The organism is Frondihabitans sp. PAMC 28766, from assembly GCF_001577365.1.
Classification (GTDB): domain Bacteria; phylum Actinomycetota; class Actinomycetes; order Actinomycetales; family Microbacteriaceae; genus Frondihabitans.
The window spans coordinates 3,577,785-3,594,344 of the sequence record NZ_CP014513.1; the positions used below are offsets into that span (position 1 = coordinate 3,577,785).

A 16,560-nucleotide genomic window follows, 5' to 3' on the forward strand; every position below is an offset into this window, starting at 1 on the left:
TCGATAAAGGCTGCGGGAGCTGGGCTTGCTGCCGCTCACAGGCGAGATGGTGTGAGGGGTAGCCTGCGCCCGTGGAACTTCGTACGCTCCGGTACTTCGTCGTCCTAGCCGACGAGCTGAATTTCGGGCGGGCGGCCGCAAGGCCGCACATGACGCAGCCGCCGCTGAGTCGGGCGATCCAGCAGTTGGAAACGGACCTCGGCACCGAACTGTTCTCACGGTCGTCCGCCGGTGTAGCCCTGACCACGGCCGGCAATGTTCTGCGTGATGAGGCGAGGGCACTCCTTGCGCAGGCGGATGCTGTGAGACAGCGCGTCGTGGACGCGACCGGGCCGGCCTCGTTGACGATCGGGTCACTGGCCGACAGTGCCGAGCACACTGCCCTTGCGGATGCCTTTCGTTCGAGGCATCCGCACGTGAGCATCCGAATTCGCGAGAAGGATCTCACGGACCCGACAGCGGGCCTGCGTGCAGGCGTCGTGGACGTCGCCCTCACGCGGACTCCGTTCCAGACGGCAGGAATCACCACGCGCATCCTGCGTTCCGACCCGGTTTTCGTCGTCGTCCGATCCGACGACGACCTGGCCGGCCGGGCCGAGGTGGGCGCCGGCGAACTCGCCGGTCGGACGTGGTTCCGGTTCCCCGACGGCACCGACCCGGTGTGGCGTGACTTCTGGACAGCACCCGCCGTCGCCGCGGGAGCAGCAGGCCGAGGGCCCGTCGTCCGAACGGCGAGCGAGTGCCTCCAATCCGTCCTCTGGAATGGCAGCATCGGGCTGATGCCGATGCCTCACGCACTCCCCGATGGGATGGCAACGGCCCCCCTCAAGGGTGCGACTCGAAGCGACTTCGTGGTGGCCTGGCGTCGAGGTAACCGCAATCCGCTCGTCCGGTCTTTTGCGGCAGTGGCGGCCGAGACATACCGATCGGGTATCGCCGATGCGCAAACGGTGTTGGACGGAACAGCGCAGCTCGACTGAACTGGATCCGACGAAAGGAACACCATGTCGGATTCCACCCCTGCTCCGTCCACCGGCGCCGATTTCTCTGCTGATGCCCCGCCGATCATCGACCCGGAAGTGCGGGTCGAGAATGCCCGAGAGATCGCCTCCGACCTGGTGGTGATCGAGAACCGGGGCGTGGATCTCGTGCCGAACATCGGGGTCATCGGCGGATCCGACGCCGTCCTCGTCGTCGACACGGGAATGGGTATCGAGAACGCGACCGCCGTCCTCGCCTTCGCAATGTCGTTCGCGGCCGGCCGGCGCCTCTACCTGACGACGACGCATTTCCATCCCGAGCACGCCTTCGGCGCCCAGGTCTTCACCGGGCACGCCACCTACCTCGTCAACCGAGCCCAGGCGATCGATCTCGAAAAAAAGAGCGCCGGCTACCTGCAGATGTTCGCCGGGCTGTCACCCGTCATCGCCACACGGCTCGCGGGAGTGGTGCCCGCTACCCCCGACATCGTCTTCGACGGCGTCCATGACCTCGATCTCGGCGGCCGCATCGTCCAACTCCGGCCCACCGGTCAAGGCCACACCCTCGGCGACCAGGTCGTGATCGTCCCCGACGTCGGTGTGCTCTTCACAGGTGACCTGGTCGAGTCCGACCAGTTCCCAATCTTCCCCTGGTTCCCGCCCTACGACGTCGACGTGAACGGCTCCAAGTGGATCGCCGTCATGGACTCCCTCATCAGCCTCGACCCGAAGATCGTCGTTCCCGGACATGGTGACATCCGGGGTGTCGAGCTCCTCGCCCAGGTTCGCGGCGCTTTGGCCGAACTCCGCTCGGAGACTCTCACCTCCCTGGATGCGGGGCTCTCCGACGCAACGGTGACCTCGGCGGTCGTCGGGGCGATGGTCTCGCACCACCCGGCATGGGCCGGGCGTGAGTGGATACCCACGGCGGTCGCCGCGCTCGTCGTCGAAGCGCGCGGTACCTCCCGTGTCTGACAGGGGCTTCGGTCACGATTCACGACTCGGCCGAGGAGCTCGCGTGTACGCCGAGACGTTTGGCCTGACCGAACCGGACGTTCCCGCTGAGTTCGCCCGACGAGTCGGCGCCGTGTTCGCGACGGAGGCCATGGAATCCGCCGGCGGAGCCATGTGGTCGCACCCGGCACTGTCTGGCCGTGACCGCAGCATCGCCATCATCTCCGCCCTCGTGGCGCAGGGCGTCGTCGACGGAGATCGACTCGAGACGCACCTCGCGAGGGCCGTCCGCGCGGGCATCGACCAAGAAGCCCTCGAAGTGCTCATGACGGTCCTCGCCGGCTACGCCGGCTACCCCCTCGCATCGCGCGCAGCCGAAGCCGTCCAATCCCATTTCCGCTAGGTAGCAACCCGAGGCGAAACAAGAGCCGTGACCGCGGAAGGAATGGCGGATTCTGGCGGTTATTGCAACAGGAGCTTCTCGATCGCTTCGATCGGTTTCTCGAAGGCTAATCGTTTGCGGGGTCGGTCGTTGAGTTCGGCGGCGACCCGGTCGAGGTCTTGCTCGGAGTGGATCGAGAAGTCGCTGCCTTTAGGGAAGTACTGCCGGAGAAGGCCGTTGGTGTTCTCGTTGATGCCACGCTGCCAGGGCGAGTGGGGGTCGCAGAAGAAGATCTTGATGTCGGCGTCGATGGCGGTCTGTTTCCATTCCCTCATCTCGACCCCCTGGTCCCAGGTCAGCGTTCCGCGGAGAGCAGCAGGCAGCGTCTTGATCTTCGCCGTCAGCGCGTCCCGCATCTTCTCAGCCGTGTAGCCGTCGGGCAGATGGACGAGCATGGTGTAGTTCGTCGACCGTTCCACGAGGGTGCCGATCGCGGTCTGGTTTCCCTTGCCGATGATCAGGTCCCCTTCCCAGTGGCCGGGGATGGCGCGGTCGTCGGCGTCCGCGGGCCGCTGGGAGATGTTGATCATGTCCGGGATCCGGTTCTTCCGCTGCCCTGTCTTCCTCGAGGGGTGGCGGAGCCCGCGGCCGGTGCGCAAACGGTGCCGATGGCTTTCTTCAACCAGGTGTGAGCATCGGTGATGACCAGCTTCACCCCGGCAAGACCGCGGCTTTTCAGGCTGCGGAGGAACGTGGTCCAGAAAGTCTCGTTCTCACGGTCACCGACGTCGAACCCGAGGACTTCCCGGTGGCCGTCACTGGCGACTCCGACGGCGACGACGACGGCTTGGGACACGACCCGGTGATCGACCCGAACTTTGCAGTAAGTCGCGTCGAGGAACACATACGGGAACTCGACCGAGCTGAGATCGCGGTCGCGGAACGCGCCGACTTCCTGGTCGAGGTCGGCGCAGATCCGGGACACTTCGGACTTCGAGATCCCGGTGTCGGCGCCGAGCGCCTTGACGAGGTCGTCGATTTTCCTCGTCGAGACGCCATGCAGGTCGGCCTCCATGACGACGGCGAACAAAGCTTGATCGATGCGCCGCCGCCGTTCCAGCTGTGCTGAAAAGAACGACCCTTGCCGCAGCTTTGGGATCTTCAACGAGAGGTCCCCGACCGTCGTCGTGAGTGTTCTCGGTCGCGAGCCGTTCCGCAGAGCGGTCCGCTCCGAGTTGCGTTCGTAGGGTTCCGCGCCGATGAACGCGGAAGCTTCCGCGTCGATCAGCTCTTGGTAGAGCGTTTCGGTCGCGGTGCGTATTCGGTCGGTGACGTCGGTGAGTTTCAATTGGCCGAGCTGGTCGAGCAGGGCAGACTGGTCCAGAGCCATCGTGTGGTGTCCTTCGTGTGAGAGTTTTAGTCGGTTCTCATTGACCATCACACGGCGGCTCTTCACGTCGCCGAAGCAACGCTCAGAGCCCGAAGATTTACACCATTCCCGGGGACGTCACCGGGGTCCATTGATGCGGCGAGGCGGCATGTCCCGTAAGTGGTTGGGCAATTGCGACTTCGGGATGAAGACCGCGGCCTGCCAGGCCTCTAACCTTCAAACGTGCTTCGCCGCCACTGGGCACGCATTGAGCGACTGGAGATGTCATGAAGGTGTGGGCCTGGACCACAGCCGGGGTTGGACTCATCTTGATCGTCTTGACCTATATTCAGGGCGCTCTACTTGGGTCCTGGGCCGACGAACACGCGACCGTTTCGCAGACGATGCCCGGTTCCGGGCTGGAGTTCGTGGTGGCTGCGCTCGGCGTTGTTCTTCTTGTCGGCGGGGTCATTGTGGGAATTCGAGCGTCGAGGAGCGCCAGCGTCCGCTAGAGGTTCCCATGTGGGCGCCTGCGAAGCCGCACGCGAGAGGTCCCGCTAGTGGACGCCAGGCAGGTGCAGGATTCCGGCGGCCGTCGAGCGAAAGCTGTCTTGCCTTAGCCTGAATCCACCGATGTTTCTGGGGTGGGTGGGGTCGCGGGGTGGGTGAGCGTCGGGGTGCGGGTGGGCGCGGTGAAGCCTGGGGCCTTGCTGCCCTGATCGTTCCACTGTTGGTTCCTAGTCGCGCCGTGATGGCTGGTCGGAGGGGTTGATCAGCGTCGGGGTGGCCCTGTCGTGTGAGCGAACAGCGCGGTCCAGGCGGCCTCCCAGGGCCAGGCATGGGGCAGGTGCAGGCGGATGCGGCGTCCGGAGGACGCGACCCTGCCCGGGACGGTGATCAGTTTCCGGCGGATCGTGGCGGTGGTCGCTTTCGCCAGGGCCTGCCCGGTGATGGTGGCGGCGGCGCGGGTGAGGTTGAAGGCGATGACGGCGAGGACCAGCCAGGCCGCGTTCGCGGTGAAGATCCCCGACGGCAGGTGCGCCAGGGCGGAATGCTTCAAATCGGCGTTGACCTGCTCGATGATCGCGTGCCGGCGGTGCACCTGGTCCGCGGTCACCGTGTCCAGGGCGCTGGTGGTGAAGAACGCGTGGAACCGGTGCGTGTCAAAAAGCGTCGGATGCTGAAGGTTGTTCTTGTTCAGCTCCGGGATGCGCCGCACCACGAGCCGACCTGGGGTGTGGTCTTTCTTCGCCCTCGAGGTGAATGCGGTGAAGGGGACCTCGGCGACTTCCGCGTGGGAGATCAACGCGCCGGTGTCCTCATCGATGATCGCGTTGGGGTAGTCGATCGGGGTCCACGCGTTCTCCGGGATGGTGGCGATCGCGCGTTTCACGGCCGGATCTTGCCGGGCCGTGACCGACACCGCCGCTCCCGCTTTCCGGGCCGCGTTGATGGTCGCGAAGCCGTAATAGGCGGAGTCCGCCCGCAGCAGCACCGGGGCCGTCGATGTCCCGGGGAGTCTTGTGACGGTTTTCAGGGCGTCGGCGACGATCCGGGCAGCACCGCGCGGCGATCCGGACGCGCCCTTCCGCAACCGTTGGGTGATGATCACCGGGGCGCTGGTGTCGGTGGACACGGTCGCCAGGAGTGCGTTGAGGCCGCGGACCTTGGAGTATCCGAACCCGGCGCCCTGCTTCTGATGCCCGTGCACCTCGATGATCGTGTCGTCCACATCCACGAAGACCATGCCTGCGCCGGAGGGTTTCGGGACAAGGGGTGTTTCCCGGGCGAGGCCCACGAGGAGCCGGGAGGCGACGGCGTCGAGTTGGCGGACATGCCCGAACGTGAACTCCCGCAGGAACGATCCCAACGTCGACGGCGCATAACAGGCGGTGAAGAGCTTGCCCGTGCCACCGTGACGCAGCAGCGCCATGTCATCGATCGAGTCCGCACCGGCAACCATCCCCGCCACCAGGGAGGAGACTTTCAACCCGGCGTTGGCACCCTTGTCCGACGGAACCGTCAACCACTGATCGGCCAGGCTGCGAAGACCGGCGGTCTCGGCCAAGCGCATGACCGGGAGCAGCCCGGCGGTCGACACGAGATTCGGGTCATCAAATGACGCAGCAGCAGTCCTGGCGGCGTGAGAAACTTGCACCTGCGAGATGCCTTCCTTATCGGGCGAATAGGACTCTGAACAAGCTCTATTTTCCCTGATCAGAAAGGCATTCTCCGTTTAACGCGCCGACCCCAACTAAACGTCCATCGGTGGATTCAGGCTTAGGTAGAACGCTTCCAGGTCTGATTCGAAGTCCACGTGCAGCCACTCCGCGCCGGCCAGTTGGCACGCCGTGATCGTCTTGCGCACGAGAGCGCCACCAATGCCACTACCTTGCTGCTCCGGAGCGACCGAGGTATCGAGCAGGAAAGCATGTCGGCCTCCGTCTCCGACCACATTGACAAAGCCGATAAGAGTGTCGTTCTGACGAGCGGTTACCCAACCCAGCGAATGGTTCTCGAGGCGGTGACCCCAGGGCTCAACGACTAGTAGAGCGTCGTGTCTAATGTTGTGGGTATAGTCGTCGAAGTTTGGTGCGGGCGTCGGTTGTGGTGAATTGCCAGTCGACTTGTCGCTGGTCGGCGTTGGTGGCGTTTTGCCAGGCGGCGAGTTCGGTGTTGAGCAGGTCGAGGTCGTCGATGCGCCGGGTGAGGCATTGCCGTGTCAGCGCGGAGAGCTCGATCTCGGCGATATTGAGCCAGGAGCCGTGTTTGGGCGTGTAGTGGATCTCCAGGCGGCGGGCGAGCGCGCGGGCCTTGCCGGGTTCGAATGCCTCGTAGAGCGACCCGAGGGTATGGGTGTTGAGGTTGTCCATGACCAGTACGACCCGTTCGGCGTGCGGATAGTCGACGCTCAGGAGCTGGTCGATCTCAGCGGCCCAGTCCACTCGGGTCCGCCTCGGCCTCGCGTCGACACGGCGGCGCCCGGCGAGTGGTTCAACCCAGACGAAGATCGAGCAGGTGCCGTGACGGACATACTCCGAGTCCTCTCGCAGGTCGCGGCCCGGCGCGGCGGGGATCGGGTCGCGGGCGTGGGCGAGCAGCTGGTAGGGCTTCTCATCCATACACACCACCGGTACCGCCGGATCGAACGGGCGATGGTAGACCTCTAGCACGTCCTCCATCCGGGCCACGAACTCGCCGTTGGCGTGCGGGGGGATCGTCCAGCACTTCTTCAGATGAGGACGAAGCCCCCTTTTTTGAGGGTCCGGCCGATCGTGGAATGATCCAGCGGCGGCAGGCCCTCGGTGAGCAGCACGTGTTTCTCCAGCAGCCGCAGCGACCACCGGTCGAAACCTGCCGGGGGCTTCGTGCACGCCAGCGCGATCACCCGCGCCTCAACATCCCCAGTCACCTTCGCGGGCACCGGCGGGCTTGCGCGTTTGCGGCGGCCGATCACCTCCTCGATACGGCCGGCGGACTCCGTGAACCGCTTCGCGACCAGATACACCGTGCCCTCACTGACCCCTGCCCGCTCGGCCACCACCCGACGATCCGGCACCGGGCCGGGTGCCTCGTCCAAAGCCAGCAGAATCCGTGCCCGGGCGATCATCCGTGCCGGATGCGTTCCCCGCGACACCACCCTCGTCAGCTTCACACGATCAGCGGCCATCAACACGACGACATGACCCTTCGGTCTCGGCATGGCAACGACTCCTCCCGATCAAGTATTAATCGGAAACAGCCAACCCCTTCAATACCCAAACAGTTAGAAGCGACACGCTACTAGTTTGTGGTCAAACGCCGCCGCGTGAAGAGCCGATAATTCCTGGTCGGCTACCGAGCCGCGCCACTCATAGACAACTTCATCGAATGCCATGTGGCAAGTGTGACGCAAAGGGTTCCCCGGACGACATCCCAAGCGCACGCTGCGGGTCCGGCTTGCGGGCGGCCATGCTCGGCCGAAGTCCGAGGATTGAGTCGGCACTAACCTGTCGCCATGGGACGCCAGGAGGAGATTCACGAGGCAGACCTGGTCTCGTTGGCGCCAGAGGACGAAAGCGACGTGATCTGGTTCTCCGGTCCCGTTGACCTCGAAGACTCGAAGCTGAGCGATGCCTTCATCAAAGAGTTGCTGGAGTGGGTGCGGTTCTTCCTCTCACATACGAAGACCAACCTGTACGTCGTTGATGCCGAGTCCATGCCGTACTTCCGGAACGAGGGTATTCGTTTGGCGACGCGCCTCGCGAACGAGATCGGTTCGAGGTTCGTCGTCGAGTTCGACCCCGACGAGCGCCTTCGGTCGCCGCGGCGCTTCCGTGCTGCGGGACCGGCGATCAACGCGGCGGCTGAGGCTGTGTTCGCTGAGCGGGCAGCCGGCAATGAGGAGGACCGCAATGGCGACTGGACCATCGGCCTCACACACTGAGGGCGACGGCAAGTGCCGCCTCGGGCTCGATGCCGACCGTATGCCATTCGATGTCTAGTTGACGATGATCTGCATTTGCCTCACGAGTCATCACGAGTACCGCAACCAGGCTCGGCAGCTTCTCGACCTCGACGCCTGCTGGGCGGCGGCAGCTAGCATCTCTCCATGGACGCCGTCGAGCCGCCCCTTGGAACAGTCCGTCTCTTCGCGGACTATGCGGAGTCTGTCATCTGGTTTCCGGGAATGGTCGACTACGGGGAGTCGGCCCTTTCCCCTGAGCTGGTTCGCGACCTTGAAGAGTGGAAAGGGAAGCAACTCAGCGATCCCGATTCTGATTTGGAGGGTTTTGGGTTGGCTTGTCGCGTGGCCGACGAGCTGGGTGGGGAGTTCGAGGTCGACTTCCAAGTCGATGGACGCGCGGACAGGTCGATTCGGTCGCAATCACCAGCGTCGAACAAGGCTGCCCGCGAGGCCTTCCTGGGCTTTGTGGCGCAGGAACGAGAGGACGAAGTTTTGCAGGCGAATTTGCGGGAGTCTGCTTCCCTCGCAGAGTGGTATCCGGTGACGTCTGAACCTAAGAAGCGCCGGTGGTTTGGTCGTTTCCGTGGCTAGGGACGACGATCACCGCGGCAGACGCATCGGCGACCTCGCCCGTGCCCTCCTCGCCGCTCCCGCTCATGGTTCCTCCTCGGACGTCGGCGGAAGCAAACGGTGAGGGTTGCCCCTGCGAACGTCGCCGGCACGTACGAGGAGGGTCGCTGTCTCGGTCGATTGAGTCTCGGTAATGTGAGCGCGTGATCTCGGTTCCCGCTCAAATCCTTCTCATGTCCGAGGTCGTCGCTCAGGGAGACTTGCCTCTATGGGCCTATGAGTCCGGGAGGATGCACGGTCACGTCGAGACAACGAATATTGAGCTTTCCAGCGACCTTCGCATTCGCCTCGACAGATGGAACGTCGAATGTGTGGATTCGGAAGACGAGCACGGATTTCGCGGCCCAGATTGGCCGCTCCACCTCGTCACCCGGTCATTCGAACTCGCGGCCGAGCTACAACTGGAAATCGGCGACGAAAGCGTCGTCTGGTGCGCGGGAGGTGGCGGCCTCGGCACTCTCGAAGCGCAATACCTCGAAGATCCAGGTGACTCGATCGTGCTTGTGGCACCAAGCGGGCTCGGCGCAGTCGGCGACGTCATCCAGTGGGAAAAACGGGCCGACTACACCATTGGCAGTTCGCTCCTGCGGTTCGAGGACCTCCCGCTGTCCCCGTCCGTGTCACTGGCGGCGACCGCATGGAGCAACTCCATTGGTCGAGTCATTGACCACCCCGGAGCCATGGGGGTTCCAGCCGGCGGGCGCGTCCGGGCATTGGGAGCTCGCTTGGCGGGCACCATTCAAGAAGAGCTGGGCCGCCAAGCTCACGTGTTTTACTTCGGTGGTGGGGCTCCGATGCCATCCTGGTCAGGCAGTTTTGCCGACTTACGCAGCAGCTGAAAGCACCGTGCCGATGCCGTGAGCCGGAACAGATCGTCCCAAGCCAGAATGAACGGTGAAGGTCCACATCCGGCAGCGACTGCGGGCGACGAAGTGTCGCAGCCGGGAGACGTCCCCTGAAATCGACGCGGGCTAACCAAGCTCGCTAAGACGTCCTTACGGCGACGACCTGGTCCAAGCGTGGCCAGGACTTGTATTCGTGGAGGTACTCGGCATATTCGAGGCAGTCAAGCTTTCCGTCCGTGACCCAGATTAGGAGCTCGCCTAGCGGTTCTCCCGCTAAGTCATTCACGTACCCACAAACCGGTAGCGGGTTCGACGGCGCCGGTGCAGCGGCAACAGACGAACTGAGAGACAAATCGACATAGTCGATTTGCCCGGACACCCCCTCAACCAACTCAACCTGTGCCAGAAACTCCCCCGCACCTGCAAAGTGCGCCCGAGACAACATGTGCGACAGGACCAACCGGACCTCCGACACAGTCGGCAGATCACTCACGTGAACCACCGTGAGGGCGAGACCTTCCTAAGCCATCCGTGGCGAGCCGGCTCTGGAACAACTTCAGGGACCCGCCACAGAACAAAGCCATAAGGCCAGAGTAGCTAATGCACGAAAAGGTTCCCCGGCGTGCGCCGCATGACGTCAGGGTAAGGCTTGCCCCGCACCGGCCATCGAGTTGTTACGACGACTGCGCCGAAGTCGCATGGGCTGGCTAGAGCGTGACCTCACCTCGTGAACCTATTCCTAGCCTCGAGATGGCGGGAGTGGCACCGCAGTGTCACCGCGGCAGCGAGCCCGATGATCACGATCCCCGCCGTCTTCCCGACCGCAGCCTCGACTGGGAGACACGACTGCACTCGATCGCACGCGCACTCTTGGAAGTCGCGGTCGTACGCCCTGGTGTCTTTCGGCTCGTTCTCGAACGTTCGTACGTCGCGCCGGAGGCGATCACGGTCATGGACGAGATGTACGGCGTCCTCCGCGATGCCAGTGTGGACGAATTCGCGATCCCGCGGGTCGAGCGGATGCTCAGCACAGGCCTGCTGGGGTTCGCCGTGACCGTGTCGAACGGCGGATTCTGGGACGGCCAGGGCGTGCAATCGGGTGCCATGAACCCGTCCGACCCACGGTGGGCGGGTGAACCCGATCAGAACGTCGACGACCTCATTCAAATGGTCCGCGGTCTCGGCCGAAATCCTCTTTGACGTCTGACTCTCACGCTGGATGGAGTAATCGGGCGAGGAGGTTGGTGTCGGGTTCATTGTCGTCTGGGTGCAGATCGACCGGGAGCCCCAGCTCGAGCGAATCCAAAGCAAGCTTCAATCGGCGGTCGAGTCACTTGCCGACGCGGCTCGGCTGTCACGCCAGGACGAGACGAGCAGGGCAACGCCGGCGGCGGCGGCCAGAACTCCGGCGCAGATGACGAGCGTCGAAGCGACGCCGGCGTCGTTGGCGGAGAGCCCGATCAGAGGTGCAGCAGGAATGAGGACGACAGCCTGAACGATGCTGAGCAGCGACTGGACCCGCGAGAGGTGATCGGGTCGTGTGCCCGTCAGGATCAGAGGGAACGCGTGACTGGTGAACAGAGCCACTCCGGCCCCGAGAACGAGGGCGGCTCCGACACCGGCGGGCGAGGGCGAGACGGCTAGGAGGGCGACTCCGACCGCGGCGACGGCCAGGCCCGCGGCGGCGGCGCCTCCTGGGCGGCTGAACGTTCCGACCCGAGCGACAGCGAGTGCCACGACGACGCCACCGACGCTTTCCGCGCCGAGTGTCAGCCCGGCAGCGGCAGCGGCCCAGTGCTGCTGGCGGACGAGGAGGGGGATCAGGACCGACCCCGTGGGCGTCACGACGATGACGGCTGCGGCCGACAAGAGGAGCCCGACTCGAATGAGGGGTTGAGAGACGGCCAAAGCCAACCCGCTCGCCACCTCGCGCGGAACGGATCGTCGTGGACCTTCGGCTGCCGGTGCAGCTCGAATCGTGCGGGACTTCACCATGACGACCAGCACCGGCACGAAGCTGAACGCGTTGATGCCTGCGGCCGCAGCGAAGCCGAGCCCCGCGGCCAGTACCCCGCCGAGAGGACCACCGGACAGCTCGGCCAGCTGTAGACCAGACTGTCGCACCGCTACTGCGCGTGGCACGAGCGAATCCGACACCAGTCGCCGGGGCATCGATGACGAAGCGGGCAGATAGAACGCGGTCACCACGCCAACGGCAAAAGCGCCCGTGAGCAACAGCCACAACGGCGATCCGAGCCTCCAGGATGCAATAGCCAGAGCGGCCGTGGCGGTGAACAAGGCCGCATCGCAGGCGAGCATGACAGCGCGCGGCCCTGTGCGATCAGCCATCACGCCACCCAGAAGCAGCAGCACCGTTCGGGGAATCGTGATGGCGCTGACGACGAGACCGGCCGATGCGCCTCCGTGAGCGGTCGCCGCCCAGACAAGCGCGAAGTACATGGCGTTGTCGCCGACGTCCGATAGCGAGGCTGTGATCGCCCAGCTCGTGAACGAGCGCGGCAGCCGAGTGACTCCAGAGTGCTTCGCAACCATGAACTTGAGCGTAGTTAACTCAACTAAGCCATGGCTAGGACCGCGAAGGAGCGATTGAGGTTCCCATGTGGGCGCCTGCGGTGCCGCACGCGAGAGGTCCGGCTTCCGTGAGCGAGTGAGTCCTGATTCGCCAGCATCGCCGTTTGAGACAACGTCTAGTAGCGTGTCGCTTCTAACTGTTTGGGTATTGAAGGGGTTGGCTGTTTCCGATTAATACTTGATCGGGAGGAGTCGTTGCCATGCCGAGACCGAAGGGTCATGTCGTCGTGTTGATGGCCGCTGATCGTGTGAAGCTGACGAGGGTGGTGTCGCGGGGAACGCATCCGGCACGGATGATCGCCCGGGCACGGATTCTGCTGGCTTTGGACGAGGCACCCGGCCCGGTGCCGGATCGTCGGGTGGTGGCCGAGCGGGCAGGGGTCAGTGAGGGCACGGTGTATCTGGTCGCGAAGCGGTTCACGGAGTCCGCCGGCCGTATCGAGGAGGTGATCGGCCGCCGCAAACGCGCAAGCCCGCCGGTGCCCGCGAAGGTGACTGGGGATGTTGAGGCGCGGGTGATCGCGCTGGCGTGCACGAAGCCCCCGGCAGGTTTCGACCGGTGGTCGCTGCGGCTGCTGGAGAAACACGTGCTGCTCACCGAGGGCCTGCCGCCGCTGGATCATTCCACGATCGGCCGGACCCTCAAAAAAGGGGGCTTCGTCCTCATCTGAAGAAGTGCTGGACGATCCCCCCGCACGCCAACGGCGAGTTCGTGGCCCGGATGGAGGACGTGCTAGAGGTCTACCATCGCCCGTTCGATCCGGCGGTACCGGTGGTGTGTATGGATGAGAAGCCCTACCAGCTGCTCGCCCACGCCCGCGACCCGATCCCCGCCGCGCCGGGCCGCGACCTGCGAGAGGACTCGGAGTATGTCCGTCACGGCACCTGCTCGATCTTCGTCTGGGTTGAACCACTCGCCGGGCGCCGCCGTGTCGACGCGAGGCCGAGGCGGACCCGAGTGGACTGGGCCGCTGAGATCGACCAGCTCCTGAGCGTCGACTATCCGCACGCCGAACGGGTCGTACTGGTCATGGACAACCTCAACACCCATACCCTCGGGTCGCTCTACGAGGCATTCGAACCCGGCAAGGCCCGCGCGCTCGCCCGCCGCCTGGAGATCCACTACACGCCCAAACACGGCTCCTGGCTCAATATCGCCGAGATCGAGCTCTCCGCGCTGACACGGCAATGCCTCACCCGGCGCATCGACGACCTCGACCTGCTCAACACCGAACTCGCCGCCTGGCAAAACGCCACCAACGCCGACCAGCGACAAGTCGACTGGCAATTCACCACAACCGACGCCCGCACCAAACTTCGACGACTATACCCACAACATTAGACACGACGCTCTACTAGTTTGAGTTCATGGCTTACGCAGAAGAGTTCTGGCTTCGGACTACGGGGGCTCCGACTCGAGATGATCCGCGGGATGGAGCGCTTCACCGAAGCCCTTCCCTGCCGGGCCATCTTGATCTCGAACCGTTGGACGAGAATCCCGACTTCGAAGGTGACGAGGACGATGCGCACTACGTGAGATCGGATTTGCCGCCCGAGATCGACCACGAGGGCCGAACGATCTGGCTCTATGAATTCAAGCCGACCGCCTGACCAATCGGGACTCCACGAAGCACATTAGATTGTGCACGACCTGGCCCGGCTCGAACGGGCTACCTCCCTCTCCCAAAACAGGCCGGTGCCGGTGGTGCGGATAACCGACTAGGGCAGGTCCTCAGCCCAATCTACGCGATAAGGACTACTCATCCTTCGGCGGACTCCAGCAAAATGCACGCTGGAGGTTGGTCCCGACTAGCTATTCTCGCGCCGAAAGCAACGTGTCCAGCTCTGCCGCGTTCTCAACTAATTGTGTTAGCGGCCAAGGCGGAGATTCCGGTGGCGTGCGCGTGTAGGTGAGGTGGACTATCACAGCAGTCGCCCGATCAAGAGCGAGAACGACGTCGTCTCGGGCGAGAGATAGTGAAATGACGGTGCTAGTCCTATTGACAAGGAGGTGCTCGTCATGTAGTTCGTGCCGAAGTTCCGACTCTAGCCTGTCAACGACTGCCCGACTTGAGACATGGTGCCTGAGATCCCTCCAAGTATCTGGAAACGTGTAGCTCGCCAACCAATCGGTCATGCCATTCCTCCTGGGGCTAGAAGACTGTGTCTGAACGATAGAGGTTCCCCTCCGGACGTCGTTGGCGTTCCCGCGAGCCGTTTCCTTCAGGATCAGGTTCCTCTCGAGGCCGGTGCCGCATTCAAGGCGGCGGCCCCCTCGGCGCGTCTGGTGAAGAGCCAGAGACCGGAGACGCCAGTGACGACCACGGTGACCGCGAGCAGTGTCGTGTAAGGAATAACGCTCACGAGTGCGGCACCTAGGGCGATGGAAATGGTCTGCGGCACCGTGGTGGCCGTATCGAAGGCGGAGAACACGCGGCCCTGGAGGGCTTCTGGGGTGCGGCGCTGGACGATGGTGGAGGTTCCGACGACGAGCCAAGGCAGAGCGGCCCCGACGATGACGCTGCCGGCCAGCACGACGGCGACCTGGGGCACGATCCACAGGCCCACCCCGATGGCGAGGACGAGCATGCTCACGGCCACGACGAAGCGCTCGTTCCAGCGGTTCATGGCAGATGCGGCCGTCAGCCCGCCGAGAATGGCGCCGGCGCCTTGGATGGTGATGACTACGCCCACGAAGGATGCTGGTTCGTGGAGCCCTCGACTGACGAGGGCGAACACGACGGTCTCTAAGAGCCCGACGACGAGAAGAACCAGGCCTGTCGACACGGTAATCTGCCGCAGGATCGCGGTGTGCCAGACGTACCGGAATCCGGCGGAGACCTCGGCTCGCCAGTGTCCTCGTTGCGATGGATCGGGGGTTTTCTCGTGAGTGTTGATGAGAAGTAGAGAGATGAGGGCGATGGCGAAGGTGCCCATGTCGACCACGGCAACGACGCCCCCGCCGACGAGCGTGAAAAGTCCCACACCCAGGAGAGGCGCGATGAGCCGGAGCCCCTCCCGGACGGTACGCAGCACACCGTTGGCGTGGGCGAGGAGATCGTCGGGCACGATGACGGTCAAGAGGGCTGACTGCGCCGAGCCAAGCACCGTATTGGAGCAGCCGTAGAGGGTCATGACGACCCAGATCACCCAGACCTCGCCTGCATCATGAACAAAGACCAGCGGCAGCAGCGCCACCCCAGTGACCGCGTTCGTGACGATGAGCAGTGGCCGCCGCCTGACCCTGTCGACAAGCATGCCGGCAAGGGGGGATGCGAGTGAAGGGACCGAGAGGAAGAAGAACGTCAGCCCCGCGGCCGCGTTGGACCCTGTGAGGACTTTGACCCAGACGCCTGCGGCCAGCCAGAGCGCAGAGTCACCCAGGATAGAAAAGCTTTGACCGATGAGGAAATTTCGCGCATTCGGCAGACTCCAGAGCGATCTCACTTATCGTCGCCGCCTTCAAGACCGCGCATCGGATACCCGAGGGTGAGCAGCTCCACGGGAACCGAACCATCCGGACGCTTGCTCGGGTCACTGAGTCGTTCCCGGAATCGATCCGTCAAGAGCGTCTCGAGTTCCTGACCGAGTACGTCCAGTTCATCGGCCGTCATCCAGAACGCGAACTCGTTGTCGATCGCTGCCTTGCGCCACTTGACCGGATAGCTCTCGCGATTCACCTGCCACGCCCGGTATCGCTCGAGCTGCCGATCCCGGACAAGACGAGTGACTGTCGCTGTCACGATTTTGGCCTCGTTTCCCGCCGCCTCGGGGTCGAAGGCCAGGCCGATGGACGTCATCTTCCAAGGCCGAGCGCGCCCCTTCCCTCCGCCCGCTTCCTCGACGAATCCGAACTGTGCCAGCTGGCGCAGGTGGAACGAACATGTGCTCGGGGACTCACCGACCTTGTCGGCCGCCTCGGTCGCCGTCATCGGCCCGTCAATGGAGAGGATCTCGATGAGCGCCAGTCGAATCGGATGAGCCAAAGCCCGCAAAGCTCGCGCGTCGGTAACTGCACGGATGGGCGCGGCGGAATCATTCTTCTCGAAAGACATGTTTCGAAAGTAGTCTTTCATCACTTTCGATGCAAGGACTGCGGCACGACGAAGGATCTCGTCACCGGTCTGTCCAGCCCACCCTCGGAAGTTTTCGTAGCGGACGTTCCCTGCCGAACGTCGGTCGAGGCGAACGATGAAGGTTCCTTGGGTTCTTGCGGTGGTTGCAACACCTGATGGATGGTGTGCTGTGGCGACGTATTCACTTCGTGTTCGACCTGATTTGCTCCAGCTGTTCTGGGCGAGGATGCAGGCGGGTGATTTCATCACCGACGCGGTCCTGCCGTTGGACGTGAATAGGACGAC

At 63.9% G+C, this 16,560-nt stretch carries 18 protein-coding genes and 1 pseudogene; 10 read left to right on the forward strand and 9 right to left on the reverse strand.

Going from position 1 to position 16,560, the window contains the following annotated elements:
• Positions 1 to 71 precede the first annotated feature (71 nt).
• The 3 genes from AX769_RS17140 to AX769_RS17150 are packed head-to-tail and all read left to right on the forward strand — an operon-like array spanning position 72 to position 2,337.
• Positions 72 to 980: a LysR substrate-binding domain-containing protein gene (locus AX769_RS17140; protein WP_066281801.1), complete on the forward strand. Its 909-nt coding sequence runs from the start codon at positions 72 to 74 to the stop codon at positions 978 to 980.
• A gap of 24 nt (positions 981 to 1,004) precedes the next feature.
• Entirely contained in the window at positions 1,005 to 1,955 is a 951-nt protein-coding gene (locus AX769_RS17145) for an MBL fold metallo-hydrolase (RefSeq protein ID WP_066281802.1), read from the forward strand.
• 43 nt (positions 1,956 to 1,998) lie between these two features.
• Entirely contained in the window at positions 1,999 to 2,337 is a 339-nt protein-coding gene (locus AX769_RS17150; protein WP_066281804.1) for a carboxymuconolactone decarboxylase family protein, read from the forward strand.
• A gap of 59 nt (positions 2,338 to 2,396) precedes the next feature.
• On the opposite strand, the gene AX769_RS17155 is transcribed toward AX769_RS17150, so the two are convergent.
• From AX769_RS17155 to AX769_RS24780, 6 genes and pseudogenes are all read right to left on the reverse strand, one after another.
• A complete protein-coding gene (locus tag AX769_RS17155; RefSeq protein ID WP_157887698.1) occupies positions 2,397 to 2,975 on the reverse strand; it encodes an IS30 family transposase in 579 nt (192 codons plus the stop codon).
• An 8-nt stretch (positions 2,976 to 2,983) separates the two neighbouring features.
• Positions 2,984 to 3,706 (reverse strand): annotated as a pseudogene (locus AX769_RS17160) (IS256 family transposase); the annotation flags it as partial.
• Positions 3,707 to 4,457: 751 nt separating this feature from the next.
• Positions 4,458 to 5,843 carry an IS1380 family transposase gene (locus AX769_RS17170; protein ID WP_082763893.1) on the reverse strand — a complete coding sequence of 462 codons (1,386 nt, stop codon included), beginning with the start codon at positions 5,841 to 5,843 and terminating at the stop codon, positions 4,458 to 4,460.
• 96 nt (positions 5,844 to 5,939) lie between these two features.
• A complete protein-coding gene (locus AX769_RS26090) occupies positions 5,940 to 6,251 on the reverse strand; it encodes a GNAT family N-acetyltransferase (RefSeq protein ID WP_082763894.1) in 312 nt (103 codons plus the stop codon).
• On the reverse strand, positions 6,247 to 7,029 hold the full coding sequence (locus tag AX769_RS24215; RefSeq protein WP_204249216.1) for an IS630 family transposase: 783 nt from the start codon (positions 7,027 to 7,029) through the stop codon (positions 6,247 to 6,249). The genes AX769_RS26090 and AX769_RS24215 overlap by 5 nt, the downstream gene beginning before the upstream one ends.
• On the reverse strand, positions 6,918 to 7,388 hold the full coding sequence (locus tag AX769_RS24780; RefSeq protein ID WP_066274926.1) for a helix-turn-helix domain-containing protein: 471 nt from the start codon (positions 7,386 to 7,388) through the stop codon (positions 6,918 to 6,920). The genes AX769_RS24215 and AX769_RS24780 overlap by 112 nt, the downstream gene beginning before the upstream one ends.
• Before the next feature lie 294 nt (positions 7,389 to 7,682).
• Between AX769_RS24780 and AX769_RS17190 the strand changes: the two genes are divergently transcribed.
• The 4 genes from AX769_RS17190 to AX769_RS17210 all read left to right on the forward strand — a co-directional run bounded on the left by AX769_RS17190 (position 7,683) and on the right by AX769_RS17210 (position 10,807).
• Positions 7,683 to 8,111, forward strand: coding sequence for a hypothetical protein (locus tag AX769_RS17190; protein WP_066281810.1), 429 nt, complete (start codon positions 7,683 to 7,685; stop codon positions 8,109 to 8,111).
• Between the two features lie 165 nt (positions 8,112 to 8,276).
• Positions 8,277 to 8,723 (forward strand): hypothetical protein, encoded by a 447-nt coding sequence (locus AX769_RS17195; RefSeq protein WP_066281812.1) that lies wholly within the window; start codon positions 8,277 to 8,279, stop codon positions 8,721 to 8,723.
• A 212-nt stretch (positions 8,724 to 8,935) separates the two neighbouring features.
• On the forward strand, positions 8,936 to 9,601 hold the full coding sequence (locus AX769_RS17200) for a hypothetical protein (RefSeq protein WP_157887699.1): 666 nt from the start codon (positions 8,936 to 8,938) through the stop codon (positions 9,599 to 9,601).
• A gap of 756 nt (positions 9,602 to 10,357) precedes the next feature.
• Complete coding sequence (locus AX769_RS17210; protein ID WP_162269020.1) at positions 10,358 to 10,807, forward strand: TetR/AcrR family transcriptional regulator C-terminal domain-containing protein; 450 nt, start codon at positions 10,358 to 10,360, stop codon at positions 10,805 to 10,807.
• A 114-nt stretch (positions 10,808 to 10,921) separates the two neighbouring features.
• Here the strand turns inward: AX769_RS17210 and AX769_RS17215 are convergent, their stop codons facing one another.
• Entirely contained in the window at positions 10,922 to 12,160 is a 1,239-nt protein-coding gene (locus tag AX769_RS17215) for an MFS transporter (protein ID WP_066281818.1), read from the reverse strand.
• Between the two features lie 239 nt (positions 12,161 to 12,399).
• On the opposite strand from AX769_RS17215, the gene AX769_RS24785 reads away from it, so the two are divergent.
• Genes AX769_RS24785 through AX769_RS24225 form a run of 3 tightly spaced genes read left to right on the forward strand, consistent with a single transcriptional unit; the run spans position 12,400 to position 13,810 of the window.
• On the forward strand, positions 12,400 to 12,870 hold the full coding sequence (locus AX769_RS24785; RefSeq protein ID WP_066274926.1) for a helix-turn-helix domain-containing protein: 471 nt from the start codon (positions 12,400 to 12,402) through the stop codon (positions 12,868 to 12,870).
• The gene (locus tag AX769_RS24220; RefSeq protein WP_204249216.1) at positions 12,759 to 13,541 is read left to right on the forward strand and encodes an IS630 family transposase; all 783 of its coding nucleotides are present in this window, start codon (positions 12,759 to 12,761) and stop codon (positions 13,539 to 13,541) included. The genes AX769_RS24785 and AX769_RS24220 overlap by 112 nt, the downstream gene beginning before the upstream one ends.
• Positions 13,542 to 13,567: 26 nt before the next feature.
• The gene (locus tag AX769_RS24225; protein ID WP_157887700.1) at positions 13,568 to 13,810 is read left to right on the forward strand and encodes a hypothetical protein; all 243 of its coding nucleotides are present in this window, start codon (positions 13,568 to 13,570) and stop codon (positions 13,808 to 13,810) included.
• Between the two features lie 618 nt (positions 13,811 to 14,428).
• On the opposite strand, the gene AX769_RS17230 is transcribed toward AX769_RS24225, so the two are convergent.
• Both AX769_RS17230 and AX769_RS17235 read right to left on the reverse strand, forming a co-directional pair.
• Entirely contained in the window at positions 14,429 to 15,646 is a 1,218-nt protein-coding gene (locus AX769_RS17230; RefSeq protein WP_066281819.1) for an MFS transporter, read from the reverse strand.
• Positions 15,643 to 16,521, reverse strand: coding sequence for a helix-turn-helix domain-containing protein (locus tag AX769_RS17235; RefSeq protein WP_239452060.1), 879 nt, complete (start codon positions 16,519 to 16,521; stop codon positions 15,643 to 15,645). The genes AX769_RS17230 and AX769_RS17235 overlap by 4 nt, the downstream gene beginning before the upstream one ends.
• Positions 16,522 to 16,560: the final 39 nt, after the last annotated feature.